Raw genomic sequence first — 14,671 nt, 5'->3', positions numbered from 1 at the left:
GAGCGCCTGGGGCCACAATCCGCCAGGCGCACACAGAGTCTCTGGAAACCAAAACTGCAACGGGACCAACGTATCACGGATTTCCGGCCGGTGGGGCTTCCGGCGAGATTTCCGGTACCCCGGCGATCAACGCGGTCAGTCCCGCCGCGTCCAGCAGGTCGGCCGGCCGCACGGTCACCCCGTCCCGGACGTAGTGGAACGCGGCGCCCACCCGGTCGACCGGCACACCGGCCAGCTCCGCCCAGGCCAGCCGGTAGACGGCGAGCTGCACGGCGGCCACCTCGGCCTCCCGGCCGGCCGGCTGCCGACCGGTCTTCCAGTCGACCACGTCGAACCGGCCACCGGGACGGGCGAAGACCGCGTCCATCCGGCCCCGGACCACCACGCCGGCGATCACCGTGGCGAAGGGCACCTCCACCTCCAGCGGCACCCGGTCGGCCCACTCGCTGGCCAGGAAACGCTCCTGGAGCTCGACCAGCGCCTCGTCCGGGGCGGCGTCCTCGTCCGCCGCGCCGGGCAGCTCGTCCACGTCGAGCAGCCGGTCCGCGCCGAACCGCTGCTCCAGCCAGGTGTGGAAGGCGGTGCCCCGCCGGGCGTACGGGTTGGGTTCGGTGGGCATCGGCCGGCGCAGGGCCCGCGCCAGCGCCTCCGGGTCGCGGCGCAGCGCCACCAGCTGGGTCACCGACAGGTGCGCCGGCAGCTCCACCTCCACCGCGTCGGCCCGCCGCAGCAGCTCGGCCCGCTCGGCCAGCAGCAGCTCCGCCTCCCGCCGCCAGCGTGCCACCTCCGGATCGTCGGCGGGCGCAGCGGCGGTCCCCGGGTCGGCGGGCGCGGCGGCGGCTCCCGGGTCGGCGGGCGCAGCTCCGGAGTCGGTGAGCGCGGCGGCGGCGAGCACGGCCGCCTCGCGGCGGGCCGCCTCCGGATCGGCGAGGAAACGGCGGACCAGCGCGGCGGCCTCGGCCAGCGCCGGACGGCGGGCACCGAGCGGATCGGCCGGCCACTCGGCGCGGAGCACCACCTCCGTCGTCGGGTTGACCGCGTCCCCGGCCGGCTCCGGCGCCCACGCGTCGATCACGTGCCCGGCCACGTCGTTTAGGCAGGCGTCGTACACCTCGCGGAGGAAGACCGACGGGCCCCGGAACCGCTTGGTGCCCTCCCCCCACCAGTAGCCGGAGCAGAGCAGCAGCCGGCGGGGCCGGGTCACCGCCACGTACGCCAGCCGACGCTCCTCCCGCTCGTCGTGCGCCCGCCAGGCGTCGGTGAAGTCCGCCACCACCCGGGCCACCCCACGCTGGTCCTCGGCCTCGGCCAGCCCCAGCTCCGGCAGCCCGTCGGCGTCGCCGCGCAGCGGGAACGGCAGCACACCGAGCCCACCCAGCCAGTGGTCCGAGTTGCGGACCGGCCCCGGCCAGACCCCCCGGGTCAGCCCGGCGACCGCCACCACGTCCCACTCCAGGCCCTTGGCGGCATGCGCGGTGAGGATCTGCACCGCCCCCTCCACCACCTCGACCTCGCCCGGGGCGAGCCCCCGCTCCTCGTCCTCGGCGGCGGCCAGATAGGCCAGGAAACCGGCCAGCGTGGCGCCGGGCGTCTCGCCGCTGAACCGGGCCGCGACGTCGCCGAGCGCGTCCAGGTGACCGCGGGCCAGCCCGGCGTCGCCGGTGCCGTCCCGGCCGGCCCGGACCGCCACCTCCACGTCCAGGCCGGAGGTCCGCTCGATGTCCGCGATCAGCTCCGGCAGGGACTGGTCCAGCCGGTAACGCAGCAGCGCCAGCTCCATCCCGTACGCGCGCAGCCGGGCGTAGCCCTCCGCCGAGTACGCCTGCGCCGGCCCCAGGTCGGCCAGCGCCTCGACCAGCGTGGCCTCGTCCAGCGCGTCCACCACGATCTCCGGCCCGTCGTCGCCGGTCAGCTCCCGCCGGGACCGGGCGATCGCCCGGGCCCGCCGGTGCAGGGCGACCAGGTCACGGGGCCCGATCCGCCAGCGCGCCCCGGTGAGCAGGCGCAGCAGCGCCGCCCCGTCGGTCGGGTCGGCCAGGACCCGCAGCGTGCAGACCACGTCCCGCACCTCGGGGGTGTCCAGCAGGCCGCCCAGGCCGACCACCTCGACCGGCAGGCCCCGGGCGCGCAGCGCGGACTCCAGGGCGGGGATCTGACTGCGCAACCGGACCAGCACGGCGGTGGTGGGGCGCTGCGGCACCGGGATGTGCTCGGGCAGCGCGCCGGGCATCCCGGCCGCCCCGCGCCACGCCGCGAGGACGCTCTCGGCGATCCAGTCGGCCTCGTCGGCGTACGTCTCCAGCAGCGCGCAGTGCACGGTGCCGGCGGCGTTCCCGCGCGGGCTGCGGTGCGGGATCGGGTCCTTGACGCTCAGCGCGGCGCGCAGCTCCGGCACCTGCGCGCCGGCCGCCCGCAGCGGGGTGGCCAGCGCGTTGGCCACGCCGAGGATCTCCGGCCGGTTGCGCCAGCTGGTGGTGAGGCTGAGCACGTCGGCCGGGGTGCCGTCGGCGCGGGCGAACTCGGTGGGGAACCGGTCGAGGGTGCCGGCGCTGGCCCCGCGCCAGCCGTAGATGGACTGGCAGGGGTCGCCGACGGCGGTGACCGGGTGACCGCCGCCGAAGAGGGCGTTGAGGAGCACCACCTGGGCGTGGCTGGTGTCCTGGTACTCGTCGAGCAGCACCACCCGGAAGCGGTCCCGCTCGATGACCCCCACGCCGGGATGGTCGCGGGCCACCCGGGCGGCCCGGGCGAGCTGGTCGGCGAAGTCCATCGCCTCGAAGTCGTCCTTGCGCCGGCCGTACGCCCGCACCAGCGGCAGCAGCCGCAGCCGGGTCTGCTGCACGGCCAGCGCCTTGCGTACGTCGGCGTAGACCCGGCCGGGGCGGGACTGCACGTCGGCGAAGAAACGGCCGGTCCAGGCGGCCAGCTCGTCCGGGTCGACCAGGTGCTCGTCCAGCTCGCCGGCCAACGCCAGCACGGCGTCGGTGATCGTGCTGGGCATCCGGTCCACCTCGGACATGTCCCCGTCGTAGTTGCGGACCAGCAGGTCCACGAGCTGCCAGCGGGACGCCTCGGTGAGCAGCCGGGTGGTCGGCTCGTAGCCAGCCCGCAGGCCGTGCTCGGTGACGATCCGCCCGGCGTACGAGTGGTAGGTGGAGACGGTCGGCTCACCGGCGAGCGGGTCGTCCTGCGGGTCGCGCGCCTGCCGGCCCAGCCGCCGGATGAGCTGGTCCAGCCGGGTACGCACCCGGTGCGCCAGCTCGCCGGCCGCCTTGCGGGTGAAGGTGAGGCCGAGGATCTGCTCCGGCCGGACGTACGAGTTGGCGACCAGCCAGACCACCCGCGCGGCCATCGTCTCGGTCTTGCCGGAGCCGGCCCCCGCGACCACCAGCAGCGGCTCCACCGGCGCGGCGATGATCGCCGCCTGCTCCCGGGTGGGCGCGGGCAGCCGCAGCAGCTTCGCCAGCTCCACCGGCGTGTACCGGGGACCGGAGTCGGGGGTCCTCGGTGGTGGCGCGGTCGTGCTGAACAGCGCGGGCTGGGTCACGGCAGCGCCGTCGCTGCTGGCTGCGGGGCTCGCACGCTCACTCCTCGCGCTCGCGGCGGACCGTCGGCGGCTCGACGACCTGACGCCCCTGCCCCGAGACCGGGCAGCTCGTGCGGACCGGGCAGACCCGGCACTTCGAGTTGGCGACCGCGGCGAAGGTGGCGGCGGCCATCGTATCGGCGGTCCGCCGGACCAGCGCGGTCGCCCAGCCGGCCTCCGGCCCCTCCCCCGCGGCGGCCTGCGCCTGCTCCCGGGCGTCCTTGGCGCCGGTGCCGAGCTGCACCAGCGCCGCCCCGCCGGAGGACTCGCCGTACTCGGCGAACGCCCCCGCCTCCACCGCCGCCTGGTACGCACCGAGCTGCGGGTGCTCGGCCAGCTCCCGCTCGGTGACCGCGGTGGACTTGCCGGTCTTCAGGTCGATCACCACGAGCCGGCCGTCGGCGTCGACCTCCAGCCGGTCCACCCGCCCGGTCAGCTCGATCGGGCGCTGCGGGTCGTCGAGGCGGACCGCGAACTCGTGCTCGATGGCGAGCAGCCGGCGTGGGTTGCCGGCCAGCCAGCGCAGCAGCTTGTCCACCATCGCCTCGGCGCGGTCGCGTTCCGGCCCGACCATCCAGCGGGCGGCCAGCTCGATCGCGTCGAACCGGGCGGCCACGTAGTCCAGCAGGGCGGTCCGGTCGACGCTGGCGTCCTCGGCGAGCATCGCGGCGGCGTGCACCAGGTTGCCGACGCCCTGCGCGGCGCTGGCCGGGCCGCTGCCGCCGTGCCGTTCCAGCAGCCAGCGCAGGCTGCACCGCAACGCGCTCTCCATCGCCGACGGGGTGACCCGGACCGGTTCGCCGTCGTCCACCAGCGGTCGGTCGTCGGAGAGCCCGCGCAGTCCCCACCAGTCGTCGGGGTGCGCGCCGGGAACCCCGGCGGCGGCCAGCCGGGCCAGCTCGGCCGCCGCCGTACGCCGCCGGGCGGACGGTGCCGCCGGGTCGGTGACCGCGGTACGCAGCTCCGCCACCAGCGCCGACAGGGTGAGCCCGCGCGGCGGCAGGGTGACCGGCAGCGCGCCGGGCCGATCGACCTCGTCGTCGTGCGGCTCAGCGGTGACGACCGGCGCCGCGCCGTCACCCGCCCGGGCGGCCCCCGACCCGTCGGACGTCGGTCCGGACGGGTTCGGCGGGGGCGACCCGCCGCCGATCGCGGGCGGCTCGGTGCCGCCCAGCTCGTGCAGGAAGCGGCTGGGCTGTTCCTCGTGGTCGTCGCCGCCGACCGCCGCCGAGGCGACCGCGGTGACCAGCAGCCGACGCCGGGCCCGGGTGACCGCGACGTGGAAGAGCCGGCGCTCCTCGTCGAGCAGCGCGGAGGTCTGCCCGACCAGGCTGGCCCGGAGCCCGGCGCCCTGCGCCCGGCCGGCGAGCACGTCGACGAGCCGTTCGGAGCCGAGCAGGCTGCCGCGGAGTCGCAGGTCGGGCCAGACGCCCTCCTGCACCCCGGCGACGGCGACGAGGTCCCACTCCAGGCCCTTCGCGGCGTGCGCGGTGAGCAACCGGACCGCGTCGCCCCGGTCGGCGCTGGCGGCCAGCGTGTCGGCCGGCAGGTCCTGCCCGAGCACGTGGTCGAGGAAGACCTCGGCCCGGGCGCCGGGCAGCCGGTCGGTGAACCGGGCCGCCGCGTCGAAGAGCACCAGCACCGCGTCCAGGTCCCGGTCGGCGGCCTCGGCCCGCCAGCGCTGCGCGGTCTCGTGCTCCCCGGTGGCGGCCCGGCCCCGGGTGATCGCCCCGGCCCAGCGTTCCGCCAGGCCGCTGTCGCGCCAGACCGCCCAGAGCACGTCCTCGGCGGTGGCCCCGGGCACGGCCGCCGCCTGCCGGGCGGTGGCCAGCAGCTGCGCCACCGTCTGCGCGGGCACGGCCCAGCGCCGGTCGATCGCGGCCAGCTCGGCGGGGTCGCGCAGCGCCTCGACGATCAGCTCGCCGGAGGGCCGCCGGTCGCCGCCGGCCAGCGCGAGCGCCCGCAGCCCCTGGCGCAGCCGCCGCTCGGCGAGCGGATCGGCGCCGCCCAGCGGCGAGTGCAGCAGCGCGACGGCGGTCTCCTCGTCGAGCCGGTCGGGTTCCAGCGCGCAGCGCAGCAGGAGCAGCAGCGGCGCCACCCCGGGTTGCAGGTGCAGCGGCAGGTCCTCGCCGTGCACCACGGTCGGCACACCCGCGTGGTGCAGGGCCCGTTGCAGCGACGGCAGTTGCCGGCCGGTCGACCGGACCAGCACCGCCATCCGGGACCAGGGCACCCCGTCCAGCAGGTGCGCCTCGCGCAGGGCGTGGGCCAGCCAGGCCGACTCGCTGGTGGCCGAGCGGAACGTGCGGACCTCGACCGTGCCGGGCGGCGCGTCGGGCAGCGGCTGGAGCCGGCGGTGCGTGGCCGGACCGCGCAGCCGGCGGGCCAGCCGCGCGGTGGCCGCGAGCAGGCCCGGCCCGGCCCGGTACGAGGTGGTCAGCACGACCTGGGCGGCGGGCGCGCCGGAGGCGGTGCGGAACCGGTGCGGGAAGGTGGCCACCCCGGCCGGGTCGGCGCCCCGGAAGGCGTACGTGGAGGAGTCGGGGTCGGCGAAGGCGACCAGGGGGGTGCCGCCGCCCGCGATGACGGCGAGCAGCTCGAGCTGGGCGGGGTCGGTGTCGGCCAGCTCGTCGACGTAGACGTGCGCCAGCCGACGGCGCTCGGCGGCCAGCAGCTCCGGATCGTCGAGGAGCATGCCGGTGGCGGCCCGGACCAGTTCGGCCGGGTCGTACGCGACGGAGCCGCGGTTGCTCACGTCGCGCAGGGCGAGGACGGCGACGTACTCCCGGAGGAAGCGCGCGGCGGCCGGCCAGTCGGCGCGGCCCAGCTTCTCGCCCAGCCGGGCCAGCTCGACCGGGCCGACGCCCCGCTCTGCGGCGCGCATCAGCAGGTCGCGCAGCTGGGCGGCGAACGCCCGGGTACGCAGCGCGGGGCGCAGGTCCTCCGGCCAGCCGACCGGATCGTCGTCGGGCTCCTCGCCGACCACGTCCAGCAGCTCACGGATGATCAGATCCTGCTCGGGGCCGGTGAGCAGTCGCGGCGACGGTTCGCCCCGCTCGGCGGCGGCCCGCCGCAGCAGCCCGAACGCGTACGCCGGGAAGGTGCGGACCAGCGGCTCGCGGACGACCCGGTGGCCGTCCCCGGCGATCCGGGCCTCGATGGCGTGACGCAGGTCGGTGGCCTGCCGGCGGCCGAAGGTGAGCACCAGGACGCGCTCCGGGTCGACGCCCTCGGCCACCCGGGCGGCGACCGCCTCGATCAGGGTGCTGGTCTTGCCGGTGCCGGGGCCGCCGAGGACCAGCATCGGCCCGTCGGTGTGCGCCACCACCTCGGCCTGCACCGGGTCGGCCAGTCGCGCGCCCGGTCGAGGGTGCGCGTCAGCGCCCGCTGACCCCCCGGATCGCGGCTCCCCCTCGGCACCCCGCGCGGAGCGCTCCTGCTGACCCGACCCGCCGCCCGGCCGATCCCCCCGAACCGACCCGGCGAAGTGTCCGTCAGGACCCGCCCCCGCACCCCGGCGCACCAGCCGGTATCCCTGCACGCCCACATCCCATCACGCCCCTACGACACCCCACCCCCACCACCCCGCCGACCTCACGTCGATCATGAGGTCGGCGGCAGGATCGGAGATCCACCTCGCCGGCCACCTCATGATCAGCGCCGGGAGAGGTGGGATTCGAGGACGTCGAGGGCGGCGGGGACGGTGGGGACCACGGTGACCAGGTCCAGGCCGGCGGGCTTGAGGAAGTGGCGGTCGGCCAGCGAGTGCAGCCAGTCGAGCAGGGGGCGGTAGAAGCCGTCCGCGTCGATCAGCACCATCGGCTTGGTGTGCAGGGCCAGGGTGGCGGTGGTCCAGACCTCGAACAGCTCGTCGAGGGTGCCCAGCCCGCCGGGCAGGGTGATGAAGGCGTCCGACTTCTCGATCATCAGGTTCTTCCGGCTGGCCATGCCGTCGGTGACCAGCAGCTCGTCGCTGGCCAGGTCGGCGACCTCCAGGTCGACCAGGGTCTGCGGGATCACCCCGAGGGTGCGCCCGCCGGCGGCCCGCGCCCCGTCCGCCACCGCGCCCATCATGCCGACGCAGCCACCGCCGCTGACCAGAGTGTGCCCGCGCCGGGCCAGCTCGGCGCCGGTCTCGGTGGCCAGGTCCAGCCAGCGCTGGTCGAGGGTCCGCGAGGACGCGCAGAACACGCAGATGGCGGCCACGGTCAGTCCCGCCCGTCCGGCCGCACCCCGGGCCCGCCGGCCGGTCGCTCCTCCCGGGGCGCGGCGGTGGCGGCGGCCTGCTGGTCCGCGGCGGTCCGGGCCACCGCCTCCTCGCGGATCGACTCCTGCTCCGCGGAGAGCGCCGCCTCGGCCTGCACGATGTGGCGTACGGCGGCGTCGACGTCGTCGGTGACGCAGATCAGCTCCAGGTCGACCGTGCCGATCTTGCCCTCGGCGGCCATGCTGCCGCGCAGCCAGTCCAGCAGCCCGCGCCAGTACGCCTCACCCATCAGCACCACCGGGAAGCGGGTCACCTTGCCGGTCTGCACCAGGGTGAGCGCCTCGAAGAGCTCGTCCATCGTGCCGAACCCGCCGGGCAGCACCACGAACGCCTGGGCGTACTTGACGAACATGGTCTTGCGGGCGAAGAAGTAGCGGAAGTCGATCGCCAGGTCGACCCAGTCGTTGAGCCCCTGCTCGAAGGGGAGCTCGATGCCCAGGCCGACGGAGAGCCCGCCGGCCTCGCTGGCGCCCCGGTTGGCCGCCTCCATCACGCCCGGACCGCCACCGGTGATCACGGCGTAGCCGGCGCGGGCCAGCGCGGCGCCCAGCTCCTCGGCCAGCCGGCACTCCGGGCTCTCCGGCTTGCTCCGGGCGGAGCCGAAGACGCTCACCGCGGGCGGCAGGTCGGCGAGGGTGTCGAAGCCCTCCACGAACTCGGAGAGGATCCGCAGCGCCCGCCAGGCGTCCTTGGTCTTCCAGTCGCCGCGTCCGCGGGAGTCCAGCAGGCGCTGGTCGGCGGTGCTGGTGGGGATCGCGCCACGGCGCAGCGTGACCGCGCCCCGGTGCCGTTCCCGACCCGGGTCACGACCGGGCAGCGGCCGCCCGTTGCTCTGGCTCATGGGAGCCACCGTAGTGGAGCCGGGGTCCTGCGGTGTGCGGCGCGACCAGGCGGGGAAAAGTTTGCGATCTTGGGCAACTAATTCGGTCGCACGTACGTCTTACTATTCACATACCGGGTATGCCCCGGGCCACGCGCCTTCGGGGGAGGAGCAAGCGTGATCAGCAACACCGAGATGATCCGGATCCGGCGGCAGATGCAGCGCCGGATCCAGGACGTGGTGGCCGAGCGTCGCCGCGCCCGCCAGCAGGAAGCCCACCACACCGACCTCACCGGTGACCCGACCGAGTCCCACCTCACCAAGGACCAGTCCCTCACCCCCACCCCCTGACCGCACCCCCACCCCGTCGCACCGCAGACCGGGCCCGCCGCAGCAGGCCCGGTCTGCGGTGATCATGAGGTTTGCGTCGCCGACCACGGGCCCGGACGACGCAAACCTCATGATCACCCCGAACGGTGGGGGGTGGGGGTGGGGTGGGGGTCAGGTGGAGGCTAGCCAGCGGTGGAGGGTGGCGGCGCCGTCGCGGATCTTGGTCAGTTCGACGTGCTCGTCCTTGTGGTGGGCGAAGTTGGGATCGCCGGGGCCGAAGTTGAGGGCCGGGATGCCCATCGCGGCGAAGCGGGCCACGTCCGTCCAGCCCAGCTTGCCGATCGGCGCCGCGCCGACGGCGGCCAGGAACTCCTGCGCCGGAGGCGCGTCCAGGCCGGGGGCGGCACCGGCGGCGGCGTCGGTCACCTCGAGGTCGAAGCCGGTGAAGAGCTCCCGCAGGTGCGCCTCGGCGGCGGCCGGGTCGCGGTCCGGGGCGTACCGGTAGTTGATCTCGATCTCGCAGTGGTCGGGGACGACGTTGCCGGCCACCCCGCCGACGATCCGGACCGCGTTCAGGCCCTCCCGGTAGTCGCAGCCGTCGATGGTGACCCGACGCCCCTCGTACGACCGCAGCCGGTTCAGCACCTCGGCGGCGCCGTGGATCGCGTTCACCCCGTGCCAGGACCGGGCCGCGTGCGCCCGCTCCCCGTGCGTGGTGACGACCGCCCGCATGGTGCCCTGACAGCCGGCCTCGACGATCCCGTACGTCGGCTCCAGCAGCACCGCGAAGTCGGCCGCCAGCCACTCCGGGTGCGCCGCGGCGACCAGGGTGAGCCCGTTGTACTTCGACTCGATCTCCTCGGCCTCGTAGAAGAGGTAGGTGACGTCGTAGCGCGGGTCGGGCAGGGTCACCGCGAGGTGCAGCGCGAACGCCACACCGGACTTCATGTCGGAGGTGCCGCAGCCGTACATCAGGTCGCCGCGCATGCTCGACGGGAAGTTGCCGTTCAGCGGCACGGTGTCGAGGTGGCCGGCGAGCACCACCCGGGACGCCCGACCCAGGTCGGTACGCGCCATCACCGTGTTGCTGTGCCGGAACGTGGTCAGGTGCGGCACGCCCCGCAGCACCTCCTCCACGCAGTCGGCGATCGCCTTCTCGTTGAGGGAGACGGACTCTATGTCCACCAGGGCGCGGGTGAGCGCCACCGGATCAGCCAGGACCTCGGGGGTCAACGGGTTCTCCATGCTGGGCACGGTACCGTCAAAATCGTGACCAACGCACAGGCTGCCTGGGGCATCGGCCTCGCCACCATCACCGCTGACGATCAGGTCCTCGACACCTGGTACCCGACCGGCAAGCTCGGACTCGGCGAGTTGCCGCTGGTCCCGGGAGAGGACCAGGCCGACGTGCTCGACCTGCCGCCCGGCGCGATCGGCGAGCGGGCGCTGCCCGGTCTGCGTACCGTGGAGGTGACCACGGTGATCGGGTCGCTGGACGACCCGATCAAGGACGCCGCGGACGCGTACCTGCGGTTGCACCTGCTCTCCCACCGCCTGGTGCGGCCCAACGAGCTGAACCTCGACGGCATCTTCGGCAAGCTGGCCAACGTGGCCTGGACCTCCGCCGGGCCGTGCCCGCCGGAGCGGGTGGACGAGCTGCGCGTCATCGAGCGGGCCGCCGGCCGCCACCTCGCCGTGTACGGGGTGGACAAGTTCCCCCGGATGACCGACTACGTGGTCCCCGCCGGGGTGCGGATCGCCGACGCGGACCGGGTCCGGCTCGGCGCGCACCTGGCCGCCGGCACCACCGTGATGCACGAGGGCTTCGTCAACTTCAACGCCGGCACGCTGGGCACCTCGATGGTCGAGGGGCGGATCGTGCAGGGCGTGCTGGTCGGCGACGGTTCCGACATCGGCGGCGGCGCCTCCATCATGGGCACGCTCTCCGGCGGCGGCACCGAGAAGATCTCGATCGGTGAGCGGAGCCTGATCGGCGCGAACGCCGGTGTCGGCATCTCGCTCGGCGACGACTGCGTGGTCGAGGCCGGCTGCTATGTCACCGCCGCCTCGAAGATCAGCCTGCCGGACGGCCGGGTGGTGAAGGCCCGTGACCTCTCCGGCGTGGACAACCTGCTCTTCTGGCGCAACTCGGTGACCGGGGCGCTGGAGGCGAAGCAGCGCAGCGGCCGGGGCATCGAGCTGAACGCCGCCCTGCACGCCAACGACTGACGCGACCGGGCCGGGGCGACCGGCCCCGGCCCGGACCGCGTCCGGGTCCGCGGCGGGGAGACCGCGGACCCGGACGAGCCTCACCGCAGGCGGTACGCCCCGATGATCTGCTCGGTGACCGTGTTGCCCGCGCTGTCCCGGGCGGTGGCCCGCAGCGACACCAGGCCGTTGCCGGCCGGGTGCCGGACGGTGGCCGCCCAGCCCGCGCCCTGTCGGTGCAGGGCCGCCCTGCGCCAGGTCTTCCCCCCGTCGTAGGAGACCTCGACGGTGAGCGCCTTGACCGTGGCGGCCGGGGCGCCGGGCTGCCGTTGCACGGTCACCGGGACGGTGAACGGCCGACCGGCCGGGGCGCTGTTGTCGTCCCGCAGCGACGGCGCGAAGCGCACCGCCATCGCCGGCTGCCGCGCCCAGTCCTTGCCGGACACGTGCTTCGACCGGAAGGTCCAGGCCGCGGTCACCTCGCTGCTGAGGTCGGTGAAGCCGCGCCCGGCGCTCACCTCCACCCGGTAGGTGGCCAGGCCGGGCGGCACCTGGAACTCGCCGTACCCGGCGTACGGGATCTCGGCGACGAGCTTGCCGTTGCGGTAGAGCGCGGTCCGCTCGGTGTCGTTGAGCGAACCACCGGGGTGCCCGGCGGCGTCACTGTGCACCGGCAGGCTCACCACGATGGTGTTGCCGTTGCGGGTGATCCCCTCTTCCGGCCAGCGCGGCTGCGGGAACGACGGCCCGTACGGCGCCGAGTTCCAGTCCTCCCGCACGGTGCGGGCCGGCAGATAGCGGGTCGGCACGGACGCCACGACGGCCTTCGTGTTCAGCCAGCCCTCGGGGTCCCGCGCTCCGAAGTCCAGCTCGGAACTCCACCGCACGCCGGCGGTGCTGTAGTGCTCGACGCGCTGGCCGGGCACCGAGGTGGGCAGGATGATCGCCGAGCCGCCCAGGTTGTAGTCGGACTCGGGCAGGACCGCCCGTTCGGCCTCCATGCCGGGGTAGCCCCCGTGGAACCGGTGCACCACGGTGGCCAGGTCACGCGGCTGGTAGTGCTTCGTGTAGCCGGTCGGGAAGCGGCCGGGGAAGACCTCGCTGACCGCGTAGAGGTAGGGGCTGCTGGCCACCTTCCGGTCGGCCCACTGGCTGGACAGCGAGCCGACGAACTTCTTCGCCGACACCGTCCGGCCGAGCTGCCGACTGGTCAGCCCGGCGAAGTCGAACGACCAGAGCCCCCAGCTGTAGATGCCGTCCGCGCCGAAGAAGGTGCCGGTGAGGTCGATCAGCTCGGGCGTGGCGCCGCGCTGGGGCACGGTCGTGGTGACCGGCCGGGCCGTCCGGGCGTCCACGGTGATCTTCAGATCCCGGTCGACCACCACCTCCGGCTGGACGAGCATCGCCACCCCCGCCGGTGCGCCCTGCGCGTCGGACTCGAAGAAGAGGCTGCTCAGGCCGTACCGGCCCTTGGGGACCCGCACCTGCACCTCGCCGTCCGCGTCGTAGAGGTCCTGGACACTGAACCGGTCCAGCCCCAGCAGGGCGGTGGCGTAGTCGGTGGCGGCCCGGCCGGCCCGGTTCACGTGGGTGACCGTGACGGTGTAGCTCTCGACCTCCCGGTGCACGGCCAGCGGGGTGACGGCGACCGTGGCACCGGAACGGGCCACCACCCGGCCGGTCCAGTAGCCGTCGAGACCACCGAGGCGGGTGTCGGCGGTGACGGTGACCTGGGCGGTGCCGCCCGCCGGCACGGTGAGCCGGGACGCGCCGAGGGTGAACATGCCGGTCGGCGCGGGCCGACCGTCCGGCCCGGTGACCTCGGTGGCGAGGTCGAGGGTGAGCGCGGAGGCCCCGGAGTTGCGGTAGGTGACCGTCCTGCTGATCGGCTGGTCGTCGTCGTGCGGCCAGACCGCCCGGCCGAACGAGACGCTCACCGGGTCGCTGGTCACCTGCTCGGTGATGGCGTGCGCCACGTCGACCCGGCCGGCGCCCTGCTGGTACGCCGTCTGGTCGGGGTGCGGCTTCGCGGAGGCCATCAGGGTCGCCTTGAGCTGACCGGCGGCCCAGCCCGGGTGCTGCTGGGCGAGCAGCGCCGCGGAGCCCACCACGTGCGGGGTGGCCATCGAGGTGCCGGAGAGGGTCACGTACTTGTCCCCCACCGGGTCGCCGATGACGCCGTGTGCGGCCCGGGCGGCGACGATGTCCACGCCCGGCGCGGTGATGTCCGGCTTCAGGCCGTCATCGCCGAGGCGCGGGCCCCGGCTGGAGAAGTACGCCAGCTCGTCGTCCCGGTCGACGGCGCCGACGGCCAGACCGGCGTCGGCGGTGGCCGGCGAGCCGACCGAACCGTCCGACCCGTCGTTGCCGGCGGCGAGGACGAAGAGCGTGCCGGTCTGCGCGGTCAGCGTCTGGACGGCCTGCTCCAGCGGGTCGATCTCGGGCGTGTCCCAGCCGCTGAGGCTCATGTTGACCACGGTGGCGTGCTTCTCGGCGGCGGCCCACTCCATGCCGGCCAGGATCGCCGAGTCGGTGCAGCCCTCGTCCTCGCAGACCTTGCCGGAGAGCAGGGTGGCGTCCGGGGCGACGCCCCGGTACTTCCCGCCGGAGGCGGCACCGCTGCCGCCGATGATCGAGGCGACGTGGGTGCCGTGGCCGACCATGTCGTCGGCGTCGGGGGCCTCGGTGAAGTTGCGCGACTCGGCGACCCGTCCGGCCAGGTCGGGGTGGGTGACGTCCACACCGGTGTCGAGCACGGCGACGGTGATCCCCTTCCCGGTGAAGCCGGCCGCCCAGGCCGCCGGCGCACCGATCTGCGGGACGCTGTGGTCGAGCGTGACCCGCCGCCGGGCGTCGAGCCAGACCCGGTCGACGCCCCCCGCAGCGTCGATCCGGGCGCCGGACCCGCCGGCGGTGAGCGCGCCCCAGACCGCGCCGGCGTCGGCCTTCGCCGCCACCACGGCCGCGCCGCCGATCGCCGGCAGGTCGCGGGTCACCCGCGCGCCGGCGAGCGGGGCCGTCGTCCGCTTCGCGACCCCTCGGGGGTACGACACCAGCAGCGGCAGCGTGTCCCGGTGGGCGTCGTCATAGCCGGACGAGACGAGTTCGGTGACGTCGAAGAGCCGCCGGTCGACCTTGCCGGAGCGGATGAGCGGCAGCGCGTCCCGCGGCACCACGGTGAGGTGGCCCCGGTCCCGACGGGTGAGGAAGGTGAGGTCGGCCCGACCCGGGCCGGGGCGTACGGCGGCCTGACCGGTGGCGGTGAGGGTGACCCGGTCACCCGTGAGCAGGGTGACGGTGGCCGGGCGACCGGCGGATCGCGGCGCGTGGTCCGGGGTGGACGGTGCGGTCGCCGCCGAGGCCGGCAGCGGCACGCCGAGGAGCAGGCCGAGGGTGAGGCCGATACCGGCCACTTTTCTTCTGTCTGGGAGCAACGCTTTCTCCTTCGGACGCGTCTTCA

8 protein-coding genes are annotated in these 14,671 nt (G+C 75.0%); 2 read left to right on the top strand and 6 right to left on the bottom strand.

All coding sequences use genetic code 11. The features are described from left to right. Positions 1–73 precede the first annotated feature (73 nt). The 4 genes from ABUL08_RS28880 to ABUL08_RS28865 form a co-directional block, all read right to left on the bottom strand. Positions 74–3,547 (bottom strand): ATP-dependent helicase, encoded by a 3,474-nt coding sequence (locus ABUL08_RS28880; RefSeq protein ID WP_350933206.1) that lies wholly within the window; start codon positions 3,545–3,547, stop codon positions 74–76. A gap of 37 nt (positions 3,548–3,584) precedes the next feature. Next, complete coding sequence (locus tag ABUL08_RS28875; protein ID WP_377521812.1) at positions 3,585–7,127, bottom strand: ATP-dependent helicase; 3,543 nt, start codon at positions 7,125–7,127, stop codon at positions 3,585–3,587. 113 nt (positions 7,128–7,240) lie between these two features. Next, positions 7,241–7,792 carry an LOG family protein gene (locus ABUL08_RS28870; RefSeq protein ID WP_350933204.1) on the bottom strand — a complete coding sequence of 184 codons (552 nt, stop codon included), beginning with the start codon at positions 7,790–7,792 and terminating at the stop codon, positions 7,241–7,243. 2 nt (positions 7,793–7,794) lie between these two features. Further along, on the bottom strand, positions 7,795–8,694 hold the full coding sequence (locus ABUL08_RS28865; protein ID WP_350933202.1) for an LOG family protein: 900 nt from the start codon (positions 8,692–8,694) through the stop codon (positions 7,795–7,797). Positions 8,695–8,850: 156 nt separating this feature from the next. Here ABUL08_RS28865 and ABUL08_RS28860 point away from each other — a divergent pair, with 156 nt between their 5' ends. Continuing rightward, entirely contained in the window at positions 8,851–9,024 is a 174-nt protein-coding gene (locus ABUL08_RS28860) for a hypothetical protein (protein WP_350933201.1), read from the top strand. A 150-nt stretch (positions 9,025–9,174) separates the two neighbouring features. On the opposite strand, the gene dapE is transcribed toward ABUL08_RS28860, so the two are convergent. Beyond that, the gene (dapE, locus tag ABUL08_RS28855; protein WP_350933200.1) at positions 9,175–10,248 is read right to left on the bottom strand and encodes a succinyl-diaminopimelate desuccinylase; all 1,074 of its coding nucleotides are present in this window, start codon (positions 10,246–10,248) and stop codon (positions 9,175–9,177) included. 24 nt (positions 10,249–10,272) lie between these two features. Here dapE and dapD point away from each other — a divergent pair, with 24 nt between their 5' ends. After that, positions 10,273–11,232 (top strand): 2,3,4,5-tetrahydropyridine-2,6-dicarboxylate N-succinyltransferase, encoded by a 960-nt coding sequence (gene dapD, locus ABUL08_RS28850; RefSeq protein WP_350933199.1) that lies wholly within the window; start codon positions 10,273–10,275, stop codon positions 11,230–11,232. A gap of 80 nt (positions 11,233–11,312) precedes the next feature. Here dapD and ABUL08_RS28845 read toward each other — a convergent pair whose 3' ends face one another. Continuing rightward, the gene (locus tag ABUL08_RS28845) at positions 11,313–14,645 is read right to left on the bottom strand and encodes a S8 family serine peptidase (RefSeq protein WP_350933197.1); all 3,333 of its coding nucleotides are present in this window, start codon (positions 14,643–14,645) and stop codon (positions 11,313–11,315) included. Between the last annotated feature and the right edge of the window lie 26 nt (positions 14,646–14,671).

It is taken from the genome of Micromonospora sp. CCTCC AA 2012012 (genome assembly GCF_040499845.1).
In the GTDB taxonomy this organism is placed as follows: Bacteria; Actinomycetota; Actinomycetes; order Mycobacteriales; family Micromonosporaceae; genus Micromonospora; species Micromonospora mangrovi.
Note: the sequence above shows the minus strand (reverse complement) of the source record. Positions and strands in the feature narration are given on the sequence as shown.

Excerpts from the sequence above, each read along its gene's own strand:
- ABUL08_RS28865 (WP_350933202.1), bottom strand. The coding sequence starts at position 8,694 with ATGAGCCAGAGCAACGGGCGGCCGCTGCCCGGTCGTGACCCGGGTCGG.
- dapE (WP_350933200.1), bottom strand. The coding sequence starts at position 10,248 with ATGGAGAACCCGTTGACCCCCGAGGTCCTGGCTGATCCGGTGGCGCTC.